Source organism: Shinella sp. OV683 (genome assembly GCF_057787725.1).
The window spans coordinates 3,155,967-3,171,061 of the sequence record NZ_CM173543.1 but is presented as its reverse complement, the minus strand read 5'-3'; the positions used below and the strand labels follow the sequence as shown (position 1 = coordinate 3,171,061).

General features: G+C 60.7%; 17 protein-coding genes. 12 read left to right on the top strand and 5 right to left on the bottom strand.

The features are described 5' to 3' along the window. Nucleotides 1-65 precede the first annotated feature (65 nt). From ACXHRN_RS15260 to ACXHRN_RS15220, 9 genes are all read left to right on the top strand, one after another. Nucleotides 66-1,955 (top strand): ABCB family ABC transporter ATP-binding protein/permease, encoded by a 1,890-nt coding sequence (locus ACXHRN_RS15260; protein ID WP_488637160.1) that lies wholly within the window; start codon nucleotides 66-68, stop codon nucleotides 1,953-1,955. A 60-nt stretch (nucleotides 1,956-2,015) separates the two neighbouring features. Next, entirely contained in the window at nucleotides 2,016-2,333 is a 318-nt protein-coding gene (locus ACXHRN_RS15255; protein ID WP_488637159.1) for a hypothetical protein, read from the top strand. After that, nucleotides 2,320-2,631 (top strand): type II toxin-antitoxin system RelE/ParE family toxin, encoded by a 312-nt coding sequence (locus ACXHRN_RS15250; protein ID WP_488641917.1) that lies wholly within the window; start codon nucleotides 2,320-2,322, stop codon nucleotides 2,629-2,631. The genes ACXHRN_RS15255 and ACXHRN_RS15250 overlap by 14 nt, the downstream gene beginning before the upstream one ends. A 29-nt stretch (nucleotides 2,632-2,660) precedes the next feature. Continuing rightward, entirely contained in the window at nucleotides 2,661-4,064 is a 1,404-nt protein-coding gene (gene radA, locus ACXHRN_RS15245; RefSeq protein ID WP_488637158.1) for a DNA repair protein RadA, read from the top strand. A gap of 93 nt (nucleotides 4,065-4,157) precedes the next feature. After that, nucleotides 4,158-4,781, top strand: a complete 624-nt coding sequence (locus tag ACXHRN_RS15240; protein WP_488637157.1) for a CvpA family protein — start codon at nucleotides 4,158-4,160, stop codon at nucleotides 4,779-4,781. A gap of 300 nt (nucleotides 4,782-5,081) precedes the next feature. Continuing rightward, nucleotides 5,082-6,572: an amidophosphoribosyltransferase gene (gene purF / locus ACXHRN_RS15235; RefSeq protein ID WP_488637156.1), complete on the top strand. Its 1,491-nt coding sequence runs from the start codon at nucleotides 5,082-5,084 to the stop codon at nucleotides 6,570-6,572. Between the two features lie 79 nt (nucleotides 6,573-6,651). After that, nucleotides 6,652-7,389: an SDR family NAD(P)-dependent oxidoreductase gene (locus ACXHRN_RS15230; protein WP_488641916.1), complete on the top strand. Its 738-nt coding sequence runs from the start codon at nucleotides 6,652-6,654 to the stop codon at nucleotides 7,387-7,389. Between the two features lie 89 nt (nucleotides 7,390-7,478). Next, a complete protein-coding gene (locus ACXHRN_RS15225) occupies nucleotides 7,479-9,284 on the top strand; it encodes an AMP-binding protein (RefSeq protein WP_488637155.1) in 1,806 nt (601 codons plus the stop codon). After that, nucleotides 9,191-9,616, top strand: a complete 426-nt coding sequence (locus ACXHRN_RS15220) for a hypothetical protein (protein ID WP_488637154.1) — start codon at nucleotides 9,191-9,193, stop codon at nucleotides 9,614-9,616. Before ACXHRN_RS15225 ends, ACXHRN_RS15220 begins: the two co-directional genes overlap by 94 nt. On the opposite strand, the gene pssA is transcribed toward ACXHRN_RS15220, so the two are convergent. From pssA to alr, 5 genes are all read right to left on the bottom strand, one after another. Beyond that, complete coding sequence (gene pssA / locus ACXHRN_RS15215; RefSeq protein WP_488637153.1) at nucleotides 9,608-10,474, bottom strand: CDP-diacylglycerol--serine O-phosphatidyltransferase; 867 nt, start codon at nucleotides 10,472-10,474, stop codon at nucleotides 9,608-9,610. The genes ACXHRN_RS15220 and pssA overlap by 9 nt on opposite strands. A gap of 20 nt (nucleotides 10,475-10,494) precedes the next feature. Further along, nucleotides 10,495-11,193, bottom strand: a complete 699-nt coding sequence (locus tag ACXHRN_RS15210) for a phosphatidylserine decarboxylase (RefSeq protein ID WP_488637152.1) — start codon at nucleotides 11,191-11,193, stop codon at nucleotides 10,495-10,497. Nucleotides 11,194-11,317: 124 nt separating this feature from the next. Continuing rightward, a complete protein-coding gene (locus ACXHRN_RS15205; RefSeq protein ID WP_488637151.1) occupies nucleotides 11,318-11,617 on the bottom strand; it encodes a CcdB family protein in 300 nt (99 codons plus the stop codon). Next, on the bottom strand, nucleotides 11,617-11,844 hold the full coding sequence (locus ACXHRN_RS15200) for a type II toxin-antitoxin system CcdA family antitoxin (RefSeq protein ID WP_488637150.1): 228 nt from the start codon (nucleotides 11,842-11,844) through the stop codon (nucleotides 11,617-11,619). The genes ACXHRN_RS15205 and ACXHRN_RS15200 overlap by 1 nt, the downstream gene beginning before the upstream one ends. Nucleotides 11,845-11,927: 83 nt before the next feature. Beyond that, complete coding sequence (gene alr / locus ACXHRN_RS15195) at nucleotides 11,928-13,061, bottom strand: alanine racemase (RefSeq protein ID WP_488637149.1); 1,134 nt, start codon at nucleotides 13,059-13,061, stop codon at nucleotides 11,928-11,930. A gap of 100 nt (nucleotides 13,062-13,161) precedes the next feature. Here alr and ACXHRN_RS15190 point away from each other — a divergent pair, with 100 nt between their 5' ends. The 3 genes from ACXHRN_RS15190 (at nucleotide 13,162) to ACXHRN_RS15180 (ending at nucleotide 15,091) form a co-directional block, all read left to right on the top strand. After that, on the top strand, nucleotides 13,162-14,022 hold the full coding sequence (locus ACXHRN_RS15190) for an AraC family ligand binding domain-containing protein (RefSeq protein ID WP_488637148.1): 861 nt from the start codon (nucleotides 13,162-13,164) through the stop codon (nucleotides 14,020-14,022). Between the two features lie 74 nt (nucleotides 14,023-14,096). Beyond that, on the top strand, nucleotides 14,097-14,789 hold the full coding sequence (locus ACXHRN_RS15185; RefSeq protein ID WP_488637147.1) for an AzlC family ABC transporter permease: 693 nt from the start codon (nucleotides 14,097-14,099) through the stop codon (nucleotides 14,787-14,789). Beyond that, nucleotides 14,789-15,091 (top strand): AzlD family protein, encoded by a 303-nt coding sequence (locus tag ACXHRN_RS15180; RefSeq protein ID WP_488637146.1) that lies wholly within the window; start codon nucleotides 14,789-14,791, stop codon nucleotides 15,089-15,091. Before ACXHRN_RS15185 ends, ACXHRN_RS15180 begins: the two co-directional genes overlap by 1 nt. Nucleotides 15,092-15,095: the final 4 nt, after the last annotated feature.

Here is a 15,095-nt window from a genome sequence, read left to right as displayed (position 1 = left end):
AGGTATAAGCGGCGGCCCGGAGGGGTCGCCGCTCTTGTCATTTACATCAGACTGGTGATTTCCCCATGGCGGGCAAAGAGAAAATCGTTTCTTCCGAATCCGGCAAGACGCTGCAAACCATCGTCAATCTGTGGCCCTATATGTGGCCGACCGGGCGCATGGATCTCAAGATGCGCGTGGTTTGGGCGACCTTCTTCCTGCTGATTTCCAAGATCGTGCTGCTGCTCGTTCCCTACTTCTTCAAGTGGTCGACCGATGCGTTGAACGGCAAGCTCAGGGCACCGGATCTCCTGCCGACATTCATGCTCGGCGCGCTGATGCTGGTGGTCGCCTATAATGCCGCCCGTCTGCTGCAAGGCGGTCTCAACCAGCTGCGCGACGCGATGTTTGCCACTGTCGGCCAACACGCCGTCCGCCAGCTCGCCTACAAAACCTTCGTCCATCTCCACCAGCTCTCACTGCGTTTCCATCTCGAGCGCCGCACCGGCGGCCTGTCGCGCGTCATCGAACGCGGTACCAAGGGCATCGAAACGATCGTCCGCTTCACTATCCTCAACACCGTCCCAACACTGATCGAGTTCGTGCTGACGGCGGCGATCTTCTGGTGGGGTTACGGTTTCTCTTATCTGTTCGTCACGGCGATGACCGTCTGGATCTATATCTGGTTCACGGTGAGGGCCAGCGACTGGCGCATCAACATCCGCAAGGACATGAACGACAGCGATACCGACGCCAACACCAAAGCTATCGACTCGCTGCTTAACTTCGAGACCGTCAAATATTTCGGCAACGAGGAAATGGAAGCCAAGCGCTTCGATGCCTCGATGGCGCGCTACGAGAAGTCGGCGACCCAGGTCTGGACGTCGCTCGGCTGGCTGAACTTCGGCCAGTTGGTGATCTTCGGCGTCGGCACGGTCGTCATGATGGTCATGTCGGCGATCGCCGTGCAGAACGGTACGCAGACCATCGGCGATTTCGTCTTCATCAACGTCATGCTGATGCAGCTGTCGATCCCGCTGAATTTCATCGGCTTCGTCTATCGCGAAATCCGCCAGGGCCTTACCGATATCGAGCAGATGTTCGACCTGCTCGCCGTCGATGCGGAAATTGGGGACGCGCCGGATGCACAGCCTTTGATCGTCACCAATGGTGCGATCTCGTTCAAGGACGTGCATTTTGCCTACGATCCGGCCCGCGCGATCCTCAAGGGCATTTCCTTCGACGTGCCTGCGGGCCATACGGTCGCCGTCGTCGGTCCCTCAGGCGCCGGCAAGTCGACGATCTCGCGGCTGCTCTATCGCTTCTATGACGTCCAGAAGGGCACGATCACCATTGACGGCCAGGACGTCAAGAACGTCACCCAGAAGAGCCTGCGCAAGGCGATCGGCATGGTGCCGCAGGACACGGTGCTGTTCAACGACACCATCGCCTATAATATCCGCTACGGTCGCCCTTCGGCGAGCCAGGAAGAGGTGGAAGCTGCGGCCGATATCGCCCAGGTCGGCCGCTTCATCAAGTCGCTGCCGGAAGGCTACAAGGCCATGGTTGGCGAGCGCGGCCTGAAACTCTCTGGTGGCGAGAAGCAGCGTGTCGCCATTGCCCGCACGATCCTCAAGTCGCCGCCGATCCTGATCCTCGACGAGGCGACCTCGGCGCTCGACACCGGCACCGAGCAGGAAATCCAGTCGGCACTCGACGTGGTCTCGAAGGATCGCACGACCCTGGTCATCGCCCACCGGCTATCGACCGTGGTCGGCGCCGACGAGATCATCGTCCTCAAGGATGGCGGTATCGCCGAGCGTGGCAATCACCAGGACCTGCTGGCCCGCAACGGCCTCTATGCCGCCATGTGGAACCGCCAGCTCGAAGCGACGGAAGTCGAGGAGCACCTCAAGAAAGTGCGCGAGACCGACGACCTCGGCATCATCATGCGTGGCGCGCCGGCGGCGGAATAGGGTGTTGCTATTTTGTTCTTGTTTTGCTAGCGTGCCGATCATCGAGCAAGGATAGAACTGATGAACCAGCACGCGATTTCGATCTCGCTTTCTGAAGACGAGCAGGCCTCTGTTGAAGAAGGGGTTGCAAGTGGACGCTTTGCGGATGAACGCGAGGCTTTGCATGCTGGGCTCGCGAGTCTGGAGCTCGAGGCACAGCTTGGCGCGCTCTATCCGTTGGTAGCCGAGCCGGACTTCGTGTCACACTATGTTGCTGATAACGCCCCTTTGCTTGCCGAGCATCTCAAGTCGACCGAATCCGAGGGCGTGAGCTCACGCGGAACTCCTGACATTATGGCGGCGGTAAAGCAAAAGTTGCGTGCTGATGGCAAGCTATAGGCTGACAAAGACAGCCGACAAGAAAATCGCTGTGATCTATGAATATTCTCTGCAGCATTTTGGCGAAGCGCAGGCCGACTCCTACTTTCTCGGAATGCATGGTGTCTTTCACCTGCTAGCGGACCGGCCTGATCTGGGACGACCGTCAGCTGAGCTGGGGGAAGGCGTCAGGCTTTCTTTATCGCAGCCATATCCTGTTCTACAAAACCACATCCTACGGCATTCTCGTGCTCGATATTTTCGGCGTCCGACAGGACATCGGCAATCTGAAGCCATCCCGCTGAACAACGTTCTTTAAAGGCGGGGCAAAGCTCCGATATTCTAGTAATGGCAAAATCCAAAACTCAGTTCATCTGCCAGAATTGCGGCACTGTGCATTCCCGTTGGGTGGGCAAATGCGACGGTTGCGGCGCCTGGAACACGATCATCGAGGAAGATCCGACCGGCGGCATCGGTGGCGGTCCGGCCAGGTCGCCGAAGAAGGGCAGGGCGGTGGCCTTGACCACCCTTTCCGGCGAAATCGAGGATGCGCCACGCATCGAGAGCGGCATTTCCGAGCTTGATCGGGTCACTGGCGGCGGCTTCGTGCGCGGCTCGGCAATCCTGATCGGCGGTGACCCCGGCATCGGCAAGTCGACGCTGCTGATGCAGGCTGCGGCAGCGCTGGCCCGGCGCGGCAATCGCGTCATTTATGTCTCGGGTGAAGAAGCGGTGGCGCAGGTCCGGCTGCGCGCCCAGCGACTGAAGTCGGCTGATACCGGCGTGCTGCTGGCCGCCGAGACCAATGTCGAGGACATTCTCGCTACGCTCGCCGATGGCCCGCGCCCTGATCTGGTCATCATCGATTCGATCCAGACCCTGTGGAGCGACGTTGCTGACGCTGCTCCCGGCACGGTCACCCAGGTGCGGGTAGGCGTGCAGGCGATGATCCGCTTTGCCAAGACGACGGGCGCCACGGTGGTGCTTGTCGGCCATGTTACCAAGGACGGCCAGATCGCCGGCCCGCGCGTAGTCGAGCACATGGTCGATGCCGTGCTCTATTTCGAGGGCGATCGCGGCCACCACTACCGCATTATGCGCACGGTCAAGAATCGCTTCGGGCCGACCGACGAGATTGGCGTCTTCGAAATGTCCGACATGGGACTGCGCGAAGTCGCCAATCCCTCCGAATTGTTCCTCGGCGAGCGCAATGCCAAGGCGCCGGGCGCTGCGGTGTTTGCCGGCATCGAGGGCACGCGGCCGGTGCTGGTCGAAGTCCAGGCGCTGGTGGCACCCACGTCGCTCGGAACCCCGCGCCGCGCCGTCGTCGGTTGGGATTCGAGCCGGCTGGCAATGATTCTCGCCGTGCTCGAGGCGCATTGCCGCGTCAGGCTCGGGAGCCATGATGTCTACCTCAACGTTGCCGGCGGATACCGCATTTCGGAGCCTGCGGCCGACATTGCCATCGCCGCCGCCCTTGTTTCCTCGCTTGCTGGTCTTGCTCTTCCGCATGATTGCGTCTATTTCGGCGAAATCAGCCTGTCGGGAGCGGTGCGGCCGGTTAGCCATACGGGACTTCGCCTTAAAGAAGCCGAGAAATTGGGTTTCCAGAGAGCGGTGTTGCCGAGTGGTTCGGCCGAATTGCCGAAGACGCTGGCGGGCAGCTTGAACTCGATTGAAGGCCTGATGGATCTCGTCGTCAGGATCGCGGGCTCGAAACCTGTGGGACAGCCTGAATCCGACGAGGATTGAGGCTTTTGTTTCAGGAGCTTGCGGTGCTATATGGGGCGCGGCCTGTCGGAATAGCGGCGGACGAATAGATCAGCCGTCTTGGAGAAAAGATATATGCCCATTACAGGTTTTGACGGAATTGTTCTTGCAGTAGCCCTGTTTTCCGCCGTTCTTGCCATGGTGCGCGGCTTTTCCCGCGAAGTTCTTTCGGTCGTGAGCTGGTTCGGCTCCGCTTATGCTGCATACAAACTCTATCCGCTCGGTCTGCCCTACGCCAAGAATTTCATCGCCGAGGAAAAGTTTGCCATCATTGCTTCGGCAGCGGCGATCTTCCTCATTGCACTGGTGGTCATCTCGTTCATCACCATGCGCATTGCCGACATGATCATCGACAGCCGCATCGGCGCGCTCGATCGCACGCTCGGCTTTATCTTTGGCGCCGCAAGGGGTATCCTGATCCTCGTCGTTGCCGTACAGTTCTTTAACGAATGGGTCCCGCCGGCCAATCACCCCGCCTGGATCGCCAATGCCAAGTCGAAGCCGTTCCTCGATGATCTCGGCGAGAAGCTGAAGGCAGCGCTGCCGGAAGACATCGCAGCCCTGCTGCGCAAGAAGATCGAAGAGAAAATGGGCGACCCGGCCGCAACCGATGGTGCCGCGACGCCGCCGGCTGATGGAGCGACCGATCTCGCGCCGGCTGACGATACGAAGAACAGCACGACGACGCCCCAGCAGTAAGCTGGGTGTCCTTGGGGGGACCGAATTTTCCAGGTGGCCCGGTTCGAAGACGCCGGGGCATATGGAGGTAGGCAGCGGCAGGAGGGAGAAAATTCTCGCACGCCATTGCCATCCAAAGGCAGTTCATGTCTTCAAGTCCTGAGACGGAGGCTGATTTCGTCCTGAATGCGTTGGAGCGATTGAAATCGCGGGGAGGGCCCCCATATTTCCAGCTTGTTCCGGCGCCGGATCTGCTTTTCGGATGGATCATCGACGGGTCCTGACCCCCTAGTCTACATCGAGCCAAAGGCCGTAAAACCAATGAGCGAAGACAGTTCTGTCAGATATATCGACGATATCGACGGTGACACCCTCCACGAAGAGTGCGGGGTGTTCGGCATTTTGGGGCATCCCGACGCAGCGGCGTTGACGGCTCTTGGCCTGCATGCCTTGCAACATCGCGGTCAGGAAGCGGCGGGCATCGTCTCATTCGACGGCAAGCAGTTCCGCGCTGAAAAACGGATGGGTCTGGTGGGCGACCATTATACCGATCCGGCAACGCTGGCAAAGCTGCCCGGCTCGATGGCCATCGGTCACACCCGCTATTCGACCACCGGCGAAGTGGCGCTGCGCAACGTCCAGCCGCTGTTTGCGGAACTGGAAGTCGGCGGCATCGCCATCGCCCATAACGGCAACTTCACCAATGGCCTGACGCTTCGCCGCCAGATCATCTCGACGGGCGCCATCTGTCAGTCGACGTCGGACACCGAAGTCGTGCTGCACCTGATCGCCCGCTCCAAGCAGGCGTCCTCGTCCGATCGCTTCATCGACGCCATCCGCCAGATGGAAGGCGGCTATTCGATGCTGGCGATGACGCGCACCAAGCTGATTGCCGCGCGCGACCCGATAGGCATCCGGCCACTGGTGATGGGCGAACTCGACGGCAAGCCGATCTTCTGCTCGGAAACCTGTGCCCTCGACATTATCGGCGCGAAATATGTCCGCGACGTTGAAAATGGAGAAGTCATCATTTGCGAGATCCAGCCGGACGGTTCGGTTTCGATCGACTCGCGCAAGCCCCTCGCTCCGCAGCCGGAGCGGCTCTGCCTGTTCGAATATGTCTATTTTGCGCGCCCCGATTCGATCGTTGGCGGCCGTAGCGTTTATGTCGCACGCAAGAACATGGGCAAGAACCTCGCCATGGAAGCGCCCGTCGAAGGCGATGTCGTGGTGCCTGTGCCCGATGGTGGCACGCCGGCCGCGATCGGTTATGCGCAGCAGAGCGGCATCCCGTTTGAACTCGGCATCATCCGCAACCATTATGTCGGCCGCACCTTCATCGAACCAACCCAGTCGATCCGCGCCTTCGGCGTCAAGCTGAAGCACTCGGCCAACCGGGCGATGATCGAAGGCAAGCGCGTCATCCTGGTCGATGACTCCATCGTCCGCGGCACGACCTCGCTGAAGATCGTGCAGATGATCCGCGATGCCGGCGCCAGGGAAGTGCATATCCGTGTCGCGAGCCCGATGATCTACTACCCCGATTTCTACGGCATCGATACGCCGGACGCCGACAAGCTGCTGGCCAACCAGTATGCCGACGTCGATGCGATGGCTCGATATATCGGTGCGGATTCGCTGGCATTCCTGTCGATCGATGGTCTTTATCGCGCCGTCGGCGGCCAGGATCGCAACAATGCCCGGCCGCAATTTACCGATCACTACTTCACCGGCGACTATCCGACCCGTCTGCTGGACAAGGATGGCGAGACCGTTTCCGCCAAGCTCTCTGTCATGGCGAGCCACGGCTGAGGCCGTTTCTTCACGGATTGAAGACCACGAAGGGCACTATGCCCTTCGTTCTATGAGATAGTGCAGTCAAGGGGGAATGATGAGCGTCAATCTTACAGGTCGCATCGCTGTTGTGACCGGCGCTTCGCGCGGCATCGGCTATTTCACGGCGCTCGAGCTTGCCAAGGCCGGCGCGCACGTGGTGGCTTGCGCGCGCACCGTCGGCGGCCTCGAAGATCTCGACGATGCCATCAAGGCTGTGGGCGGCAACGCCACGCTGGTGCCTTTCGATCTCGCCGACATGGGTGCTATCGACGCGCTTGGCGGAGCCATCTTCGAACGTTGGGGCAAGCTCGACATCATGGTCGCCAATGCCGGCGTGCTTGGCACGATCGCGCCGATCGGCCATGTCGAGGCCAAGACCTTCGAAAAGGTGATGACGGTCAATGTCACGGCGACATGGCGGCTGATCCGCTCGCTCGATCCCTTGCTGCAGAAATCCGACCAGGGCAGGGCGCTGATCCTGACCTCCAGCCTGGCGCACAAATGCAAGCCGTTCTGGGCGCCTTACTCGGCCTCCAAGGCGGCGGTCGAGGCGCTGGCGCGCACCTGGGCAAACGAGAGCGAGCGCCTGCCGCTCAAGATCATCAGCGTCGACCCCGGCGGCACGCGCACCGCGATGCGCGCACAGGCCTATCCAGGCGAAGATCCCGAGACGCTGCCGCATCCGCGCGACGTTGCCAGGGTGATTGCCGGCCTGACAGGTCCGGATATGAACGAGACCGGCAAGCTTTATCTCGTGCGTGAACAACGGTTTGCTGACTACGTGCTGCCCTGATCCGTCAGCATTGCGGGCGGAACCGCCCTTCAACCAGCCGTGATTTTCTGGCAAGCTGCCGCTGCATCCAGGAATAGAAGGAGGAGCCGGTGCTGAACGCCATTATCGCCGTCATCGGCGCAGCACTGGTGGCCTGGGCCGTCACGGCGCTTCGACAGAAATCCGTCACTGGCCTCACCTACGTCCAGGCACTCGGCTACACCTTGTTCCGGTTCCTGTTCGGCGCACGCTTTGTCGGTTTCGAGACTGAGTCCGACACCAGTAGCCCGACTGCCTTTATCCTCCCGGCCCAGTCCCGGCTCGACAAGTGGCTGCTGAAATCCTACCTGCCGATCGGCACGTTCCATCTCGACCCGATGCGGGACCGTGAGCAGATACTTACGCTGATCAAGTCGGTTTTCGCCGGACGTGGACACGTCTGCCTCTATCTGCCGCCTGAGGTCGAGGCCAAACCTGAAACGATGGCGGTGCTCGCCGATATCGGCCGCTTGCTGCGCGAAAGCACGGCCCGCGTGGTCCCGATCCATGTGCGCGGCTCACGCATGTCGCTCTACTCCTACTGGAATCGCGAGAAGGCGCCGCGCAGCCTGTTGCCGCAGATCACCGTAGCGGCAGCCCCTTCCCAATCCATGGCAACGATCAGCGACAGAATGCTTGGTGACAGCCTGTTGGATGGCATGATGGCGGCCAAGTTCCGCTCCACCAATCTTGCGCAGACGCTGCACGAGGCGATCGTGACCTCAGCCCGGATCTTCGGGCCGTCGCGGGAAATTGCCCAGGACGCGCTGGGTTCGAAACTGAGTTATCGGCAGGTGCTGATCGGCGCCCGCGCGCTGGCCACGCGCTTCCAGAAGGTTGCGGAGAAAGGCAAGCCCGTCGGCGTGCTGCTGCCGAACTCCAACAGTGTTGTGCTGGCAATCTTTGCGCTGTTCTCGGCCGGCAGACCCGCGGCATTGTTGAACTACACCGCCGGCACGGCTGCGGTGGTTTCGGCGATCAACACGGCGGGCATTCGCGCCGTCGTCTGCGCCCGCGGCTTCGTCGATAAGGCGGACCTGCAGCCACTGGTCGATGCGATCGTGGCCAATGGTACCAGCATCCTCTACGTCGAGGATGTCAGGGCGTCATTGACATTCAAGGAGAAGGCCAAGGCCTGGCTCTTCTGGCGCAGGCCTGTCGTCAAGACCAAGGCCGAGGATGCTGCCGTAATCCTGTTCACGTCGGGCTCCGAGGGTGCGCCGAAAGCAGTCGTGCTCTCTTCGCGCAACCTGATCGCCAATGCCTCGCAGGCCGATTGCCGCGTCGATATCTCGCCTGCCGACAGCCTTTTCAATGTCCTGCCGGTGTTTCACTCCTTCGGCCTTCTCGGCGGTACGCTGCTGCCGCTGCTCTACGGCATCCATCTTTTCCTCTATCCGTCACCCCTGCATTACAAGATCATCCCTTCGGTGGCACGCAAGGTGGCGCCCACGGTGATGTTCGGTACCGACACGTTCCTGATGGGTTATGGTCGCGCCGCCAGGGACGGCGATTTCGACAGCTTGCGGATGATTGTCGCCGGCGCCGAGGCGGTAAAGCCCGAGACGCGCAAGATGTTTGCCGATCGTTTTGGTGCAGCAATTGTCGAAGGCTACGGAATGACCGAATGCGCGCCGGTGGTGGCCGTCAATTCTGCTGTATTCTCCAAGGATGGTTCGGTCGGCAAGCTGTTGCCCGGCATGGAGATGAAGCTCGAGCCGGTCGAAGGCATCGAAGATGGCGGACGGTTCTATGTCGCCGGACCGAATGTGATGATGGCTACATGCTCGCGGACAAGCCGGGCGTGCTGCAACCGCTCACGGACAAATGGCATGATTCCGGCGATATCGTTGCCGTCGACGAGCGTGGCTTCCTGACGATCAAGGGCCGCGCCAAGCGCTTTGCCAAGATCGCCGGCGAGATGGTGTCGCTCGGTGCGGTGGAACTCATGGTGCAGAAGCTATGGCCACAGGCAAACCATGCCGCCATCGCCGTGCCCGACAAGCGCAAGGGCGAGCGGATCGTGCTGCTGACCACCCAGGCACGGCCGATGAAGGAAGAGTTGCTCACCTATTCCCGGCGCTATGGTGCCACCGAACTGATGGTGCCGCATGACATCGTCAATGTCGACGCCATTCCGGTGTTGGCCAGCGGCAAGGTGGATTACGGCGCGGCCACCACGATGGCCGCTACGCAACTGTCATTTTAGATCGTCGTCTTCCGGCGGCTTGACGTCTGGCACCACGCCCTCCTCGACATCGGTCTCATGTGACGGGAGGTAACCGTATTTCTTCGTCCAGTGCCGCGCGCCGAAGGGCAGGGTGCAGAGGTAGAAGATGGACGTAAGGGCAAGCACTTCCCAGGTGAAACTCATCAGCAGTGCGACATAGACGACAACGATGAGAATGAAGGGCAGCGCATTCTCGCGGCGGATCACGCCCTGCGCCTTGCCCGACCACACAGGAATGCGCGAAACCAGCAAATAGCCGATCCCGACCGTATAAATTGCTGCGCCGTAGGCGACGAAGCGCGTTACCTCCATGCCGAGGAAACCGAGATAGACCGGCAGCAGCACCAGCAGCGCGCCGAGCGGCGCCGGTACGCCGACAAAGTACTCCGAGAGCCATTTCGGCTTGTTGGGCCGCTCGGTCATGACGTTGAAACGCGCGAGCCGCAGGCCGGCCGAGATCGCATAGATCAGCGCCGCGATCCACCCAATCGAACGCGCCTGGTCGAGCATGTAGACGTAAAGCACGAGCGCGGGCGCGACACCGAAATTGATGATATCGGCGAGCGAATCCATCTGCACGCCGAAATTCGACGTCGCGCGCATCATCCGCGCGATGCGTCCGTCGATGCCGTCGAGAAAGGCCGCCAGCAGCACCATGCCGACGGCAAGTTCATAGCGTCCCTCGAATGCCAATCGAATGCCTGTGAGGCCGGCGCAGATGGCGAGCACGGTGATCAGGTTCGGCACCATCATCCTGAGCGGAATCTCGCGCAGGCGCGGTCCACGGCCGGTATCGTCCTTTTCGTGTTCGTTCGGCGGGGTGGCGACGTTGTCCATGAATTTATCGTCTCCCATGGTCAAAGGCGGCGGCTCAGGACCGGACCCTTGGCGCCCTCATATTCGGCCAGCACGGTTTCTCCGGCAATGGCGGTCTGGCCGACGGTGACCCGCGGTGTGAAGCCTTCCGGCAGGTAGACGTCGAGGCGAGAGCCGAAACGAATAAGACCGAAGCGCTCGCCTGCGACCAGCGACGAATACGGCGCAGTCCAGCAGACAATGCGCCGGGCGACAAGGCCGGCTACCTGCACGACGCCGATGCGGCCGTGGACTGTATCGATAACGAGGCCGTTGCGCTCGTTTTCCTCGGATGCCTTGTCGAGATCGGCACTGACGAACTTGCCCTCGCGATAGACGATGCTTTCGACGCGGCCGCTCATCGGCGCGCGGTTCACATGGCAGTTGAAGACATTCATGAAAATCGAGATCTTCAGCATCGGCTCGCCGGAAAGCGCCAGCTCGGCGGGCGGCGGCGTCACGGAGATCAGCGACACCCTGCCGTCTGCAGGGCTGATCGCCCAATCCTCTTCCTGCGGCACCATGCGCTCGGGGTCGCGGAAGAAATAAACGCACCAGGCGGTCAGCAGCATGCCGACCCAAAACAGCGGCATCCACAGGAAGCCGAGGATCACGGACGCGATGAAGAAGGCGAGGATAAACTTATGGCCTTCCCGATGGATCGGTACAAATGTGCTCTTGATCGAATGAACCAGGCTCATGGATCCGATTTCTCCTTATTATTGTCGCAGACGGCCTAGCGCGAAATAGGTCGTGCATCAACCGTGTTCAATGCGCGAGAGCCAACAAGACGGGATGGGATGGGGATAAGAAGGCCGCAGCGGCTCAGAAGCCATGGAAGAGCATGTCGAGGGCGGACGTAATGCGATAGTTCTCATGCAGTAGGTTGGCGATTGGGTTGCGCAGATCGCGCGCGGGAACAGAGAGTATGTAATGCGTCATCATCACATACACGTCGCCGTCGACGCTAAATTCCGGGTTTAATTGCGGCGACGTCTTAAGGAAAGGACTCTTAATCTGCAGGGGGACGCAGGCCTTCGTGGCGAGATCATCCAATATTCGGCTTTGCACGTCGAGCAGAAAATGGGACGCATTGGGTCGCCGATACACATCGAACTGCCCCATTAAAACCGCCGATACTCTGGAAAAGGTAGTCCCTCTTTCTCAAAATGCTCGTTGAGGGAAGCGATAACCTCGGCATTCTCCAGTTTCCAGATGCGCTCCTTTTCCTTACGAACCGCTTCGAGAAGACCCTGCTCAGCAGCACGCGAAATGTTGATCTTCAAGTTTCGCGCTTGCTCAAGCAATTCGCTGTCGATGCTGAGATTTGCTGCTTTACGTTCTGAAGCCATGAGACTGTATCCTTTCAAGATATGCGCATGAATATACGCATATCTAGCGGAAGTTCAATCGCGACCCGAAGGCCCGGGAAGGCTCAGACATACCGCCTGACGTATCGCTTCCCCATGCTCGTCAGCAGTTCGAAGCTGATCGTTCCGGCGCTACAGGCAGCATCGGTGATCGCGATCTCGCTGCCGAACAGTTCGACATAGTCGCCAGCCGCGACCGCGCCTTCGGGCAGGTTGCTGATGTCGAAAGTGGTGAGATCCATCGTCACCCGGCCGACCACCGGCACCAGATGGCCGGCGACATAGCCCATGGCACCGGCGCTACCATCATTACGCGCAGCGACGCCAGAACCCGACATGGCGCGATGCCAGCCGTCGGCATAGCCAGCCGCGGCAACAGCAACGCGGCCGTCACGCGAAAATGTGTGGGTCGCGCCATAGCTGGCCACTTCGCCTTTACGAACGTTTCTCACTTGCAGCACCCGCGCTTCAGCCGTCACCGCCTGCAGGGTTGGATAGCGTACGCCGTCAATATCGAGCCCGCCATAAAGGGCGATCCCCGGCCGCGTCAGGTCAAAATGATAATCTGCGCCCAGCAGAATTCCGCCAGAACTTGAAAGGCTTGATTCAACGCCTTCGAACAGTCCAGCAACCTGTTGGAAAGATTCAAGCTGCCGTCGATTCATCACATGCGCGGGATGGTCGGGGCAGGCGAGATGGCTCATCACCAGCTGTGGCTTGGGACCGGGTGTGGCAGCCAGTTCCGCGGCCTCCGCAAGGGTCAGGCCCAGCCGGCTCATGCCGGTATCGACATGCAGGGCGTAAGCGTGATTGCCGCCAACGGCCTTCAGCAGCTGAAGTTGCTCCGGCGAATTGATCACGGGGATCAAATTGGAGTGGAATATAGTCTCTTCGGCGCCGCTCCAAAGGCCGGTCAAGACGAAGATCCTGGCATCGCCGACCTCCCGTCTGAGCTCCGCACCCTCTTCGGGTGTCGCTACGAAGAAGTCGCGGCAACCGGCGCGATACAGGGCGCTGGCCACAGGTCCTGCCCCCACGCCATAGGCATCCGCCTTGACGACGGCGGAGGTGCGCGCCTTGCCGGAGAGCTTCGAGAGTAGGCGCCAGTTGTCGACGATAGCCGAAAGATCGATCGTCAGGCGTGCCGGTGCGGCATCGAAGCTGGAGGTGCCGGTTGGGCGGGAGATCATTTCTTGCATGGACCGCTCTTAATTCCAAACCCGCGGCAGGGCAATGGTGCTGCGCTCAGAGAGCACTTTTGTTCAAGACCGGCCGCCTGAAATCGGCTAATGATCCGATATGCACAACGTTTCGCAGCGGCAGGCCACCGACGCCATGCCGGTGACCGCATCGGAGACGACCAAGTTCTGGAGGGATCGCCGCTTCCGGAACATGGAATGCATGGCCGCAACCTTCATCACCCATGAATTTGCCCCGCATGCGCATGACACATTCTCCATCGGCGCGATCGAGGCCGGCTGCCAGATCGCCAGCATCCGCGGCGCGCGAGAATTCACCGGTCCCGGTGCGCTCTACCTGCTCAATCCCGGTGAAATCCACGACGGTGCCCCGGGCATCAACGAGGGTTATCGCTATCGGATGATCTATCCGGATATCGATCTCTTCACTGGGATCCTGGAAGACGTGACGGGTCGGGAATTCAATGGCATGCCAAGCTTTTCGCGGCAGTTGCTGCATGATCCGGAACTCGCCGCGCGCTTTCACCATGCCCATCGGCTGGCGGAGCAAGGCATCGATGCGCTGGCTGCCGAGGAGGGGATGTTCAATGTCTTATCCTCGATGTTTGCCAGATATGGCAGCGTTATCATCGCTCCGCCGAAAGCAGACGACCGCTCTGGCCTCAGGCGCGCCCGCGACTATCTCGCCGACAATTATGCTGATGATATCGGCCTCGAAGAATTGTCCGGAATCTCCGGGCTCAGCCGCGCGCATCTGATCCGCGCCTTCCGCAAGCACTATTACATCACCCCGCACGCCTTCCAGACGGACATGCGCATCCGCCATGCGCGACGCATGCTGCGCTCCGGCATCAGCCCGTCGGAGACGGCGCTGAATTGCGGCTTTGCCGACCAGGCGCACCTTACGCGCCATTTCAAGGCGCGCACAGGCGTGACACCGGCGGCATTTCGCAACGGCTGAAATTCCCTTCGAGCACTTTCGTTCAAGACGGCCCTTGCCGCACGCGTTACAAGTCTGCATTTCGAGGAGGAATCATGACCTGGCGAACGGAATTTTTCGATGGCGTGAAGACGATTGCGCCGATCATCGTTGCGGCCGTGCCGATCGGCCTCGTCTTCGGTGCGGTGGCTGCGTCGAAGGGGCTTTCGCCGCTTGAGGCGACGCTGATGAGCGCCATGGTGTTTGCCGGCGGCTCGCAATTCGTCGCCATGGATATCTGGACGCATCCGGCCTCGTGGACCGCACTCGGCTTTGCGGCGCTGCTGGTCAATATTCGCCATGTGCTGATGGGTGCCTCGATCGGCCGGAAAATGCAGGCTTTCAAGCCCTGGCAGAAATATCTCGGCGTGCTGGTCATGGCTGATGAGAATTGGGCGATGGCTGAGGCCCGCGCCGCCAAGCGCAAGCTGACGCCGGCGTTCTGGGCCGGGCTCGCGGTGCCGTTCTATTTCAACTGGGTGATCTGCAGCCTCATTGGCGCGCTGCTCGGAGCGTTCCTCGGCGATCCCGCCGCAATCGGCCTCGATTTCGCCTTTCCCGCTGTCTTCATCGTGCTGGTCATGGGGTTCTGGAAAGGACCGGCGACGGGCATGGTGTTGATCGCCAGTGCAGCGGCCGCCATCCTCGTGCATCGCTACGTGCCCGGCGCTTGGTATATCGCAGCCGGTGCGGCAGCCGGCCTTGCGGCCGCGTTGCTCCATGGGCGCTTCAGAACGGTGGCAGCATAATGGCCCTCGACTATCAGACATTCCTGGCCATTCTGGCGATGGCCGTCGCAACGTCGCTGACACGGCTTTCAGGCGTTTTCCTGCTACGCTATCTCTCGATCGGCGAGCAGACGCGTGAGGCGCTCGATGCGATCCCGCCCGCAGTGCTGATGGCAGTCATCGCGCCTACCGCGCTCGCGACCGGCTGGGCGGAAACGATCGCCTGCGTCATCACAGCGCTCGTTGCCACGCGACTGCCGCTGCTCGCCTGCGTGGTGATCGGGGTGGTGTCCGTGGTGGCTTTGCGGGCTATGGGGCTTTAGTGGC

What these genes read in the sequence shown, in the direction of transcription:
- ACXHRN_RS15260 (WP_488637160.1), top strand. Translation starts at nt 66, where the DNA reads ATGGCGGGCAAAGAGAAAATCGTTTCTTCCGAATCCGGCAAGACGCTG.
- ACXHRN_RS15255 (WP_488637159.1), top strand. Translation starts at nt 2,016, where the DNA reads ATGAACCAGCACGCGATTTCGATCTCGCTTTCTGAAGACGAGCAGGCC.
- ACXHRN_RS15250 (WP_488641917.1), top strand. Translation starts at nt 2,320, where the DNA reads ATGGCAAGCTATAGGCTGACAAAGACAGCCGACAAGAAAATCGCTGTG.
- radA (WP_488637158.1), top strand. Translation starts at nt 2,661, where the DNA reads ATGGCAAAATCCAAAACTCAGTTCATCTGCCAGAATTGCGGCACTGTG.
- ACXHRN_RS15240 (WP_488637157.1), top strand. Translation starts at nt 4,158, where the DNA reads ATGCCCATTACAGGTTTTGACGGAATTGTTCTTGCAGTAGCCCTGTTT.
- purF (WP_488637156.1), top strand. Translation starts at nt 5,082, where the DNA reads ATGAGCGAAGACAGTTCTGTCAGATATATCGACGATATCGACGGTGAC.
- ACXHRN_RS15230 (WP_488641916.1), top strand. Translation starts at nt 6,652, where the DNA reads ATGAGCGTCAATCTTACAGGTCGCATCGCTGTTGTGACCGGCGCTTCG.
- ACXHRN_RS15220 (WP_488637154.1), top strand. Translation starts at nt 9,191, where the DNA reads ATGCTCGCGGACAAGCCGGGCGTGCTGCAACCGCTCACGGACAAATGG.
- pssA (WP_488637153.1), bottom strand. Translation starts at nt 10,474, where the DNA reads ATGGACAACGTCGCCACCCCGCCGAACGAACACGAAAAGGACGATACC.
- ACXHRN_RS15210 (WP_488637152.1), bottom strand. Translation starts at nt 11,193, where the DNA reads ATGAGCCTGGTTCATTCGATCAAGAGCACATTTGTACCGATCCATCGG.
- ACXHRN_RS15205 (WP_488637151.1), bottom strand. Translation starts at nt 11,617, where the DNA reads ATGGGGCAGTTCGATGTGTATCGGCGACCCAATGCGTCCCATTTTCTG.
- ACXHRN_RS15200 (WP_488637150.1), bottom strand. Translation starts at nt 11,844, where the DNA reads ATGGCTTCAGAACGTAAAGCAGCAAATCTCAGCATCGACAGCGAATTG.
- alr (WP_488637149.1), bottom strand. Translation starts at nt 13,061, where the DNA reads ATGCAAGAAATGATCTCCCGCCCAACCGGCACCTCCAGCTTCGATGCC.
- ACXHRN_RS15190 (WP_488637148.1), top strand. Translation starts at nt 13,162, where the DNA reads ATGCACAACGTTTCGCAGCGGCAGGCCACCGACGCCATGCCGGTGACC.
- ACXHRN_RS15185 (WP_488637147.1), top strand. Translation starts at nt 14,097, where the DNA reads ATGACCTGGCGAACGGAATTTTTCGATGGCGTGAAGACGATTGCGCCG.
- ACXHRN_RS15180 (WP_488637146.1), top strand. Translation starts at nt 14,789, where the DNA reads ATGGCCCTCGACTATCAGACATTCCTGGCCATTCTGGCGATGGCCGTC.